We start from the raw sequence: 1,056 nt of genomic DNA on the forward strand, positions 1-1,056 counted from the left end.
GGGCAGGTGGTGGCGGGCCTTGAGGTGGCCGACCTGCTGGGTGGCCTTGAAGCGTTCGGCGAGCATGTGGACGACGGCGGCGTCGATGTTGTCGATGCTGTCGCGCAGCCGGGCGAGTTCTTCGCGGACGGCGGGGTCGACGGCGGTGGGGCGGGGGGCGTCGCCGGGTCCGGGGGTGTCGCTGGTGGGGGTGTTGCTGGTGGTCATGGGCGATCACCCTAGGGCATGTCCGCGCGGGGGTACGGGGGTGCCCGTACAGTGGAATCGGGTGCACGCGTCCTGGGGGTGGTGGCGTGGCCGACGGCGGGCCGGTGGAGCACGGTTTTCCGCATCTGGAGACGGTGCGGGCCGCGGTGACGGCGTTGTACCGGCGGTTGTCGTACGACACCGTCCGGCAGTTCGCGACGAGTGTGCCGCCGGCCGATGTGGCGTTCTGCGACACGGACGACCTGCATCTGGGGACGCAGCGGGTGGCGCGTGAGCTGGTGCGGCATTTCCGGTTGCCGGACGCGCGGATGATCGTGGCGTTCCGTGAGATGCGGCATGCGGCGAACGTGGAGCTGACGGCGGGGCCGGAGTACTTCGTGGAGCTGAACGACCGTTTCCGGGGGCACCGGCGGGACATCGGGGCGGCTCTGGCGCACGAGATCATGCACGTGTATCTGCACCGGGTGGATCTGTCGTTCCCGGGGACGCGGGACAACGAGATCCTCACGGACACGGCGACGACGTATCTGGGTGCGGGGTGGCTGCTGCTGGACGCGTACCGGGAGGACGGGGTGTCGTCGCAGAAGCTGGGGTATCTCACGCCGGAGGAGTTCGGGTACGTGCTGGCGAAGCGGTCGCTGGCGTTCGGTGAGGATCCGTCGGTGTGGTTCACCAGTGCGCAGGCGTACGCGGCGTACGAGCGGGGGGTGGAGCGGGCCCGTCGGGACGAGCGGCAGCCGCCGTTGACGGCGGCGGGGTGGGCGGGGCGGCGGCGGTACGCGCGGGATCGCCGTGTGGCGCAGGGGCACGGGTCGGGTCCGGGTCATGGGCTCGGGCCGGGGCTTGGGC

Annotated in this window: 2 protein-coding genes; one reads left to right on the plus strand and one right to left on the minus strand. The window is 71.5% G+C overall.

Annotation, left to right across the window (positions count from 1 at the left end):
- Window positions 1-207, minus strand: a 207-nt coding sequence (locus tag KMS84_RS38575) for a chorismate mutase (RefSeq protein WP_256921218.1), incomplete at its 3' end; no start/stop codon positions are given.
- A gap of 86 nt (window positions 208-293) precedes the next feature.
- Between KMS84_RS38575 and KMS84_RS38580 the strand changes: the two genes are divergently transcribed.
- Window positions 294-1,056: hypothetical protein (locus KMS84_RS38580; protein WP_256921219.1), on the plus strand; the 763-nt coding region annotated here is incomplete at its 3' end.

The sequence above is a fragment of the Streptomyces hilarionis genome (genome assembly GCF_024539675.1).
In the GTDB taxonomy this organism is placed as follows: Bacteria; Actinomycetota; Actinomycetes; order Streptomycetales; family Streptomycetaceae; genus Streptomyces; species Streptomyces hilarionis.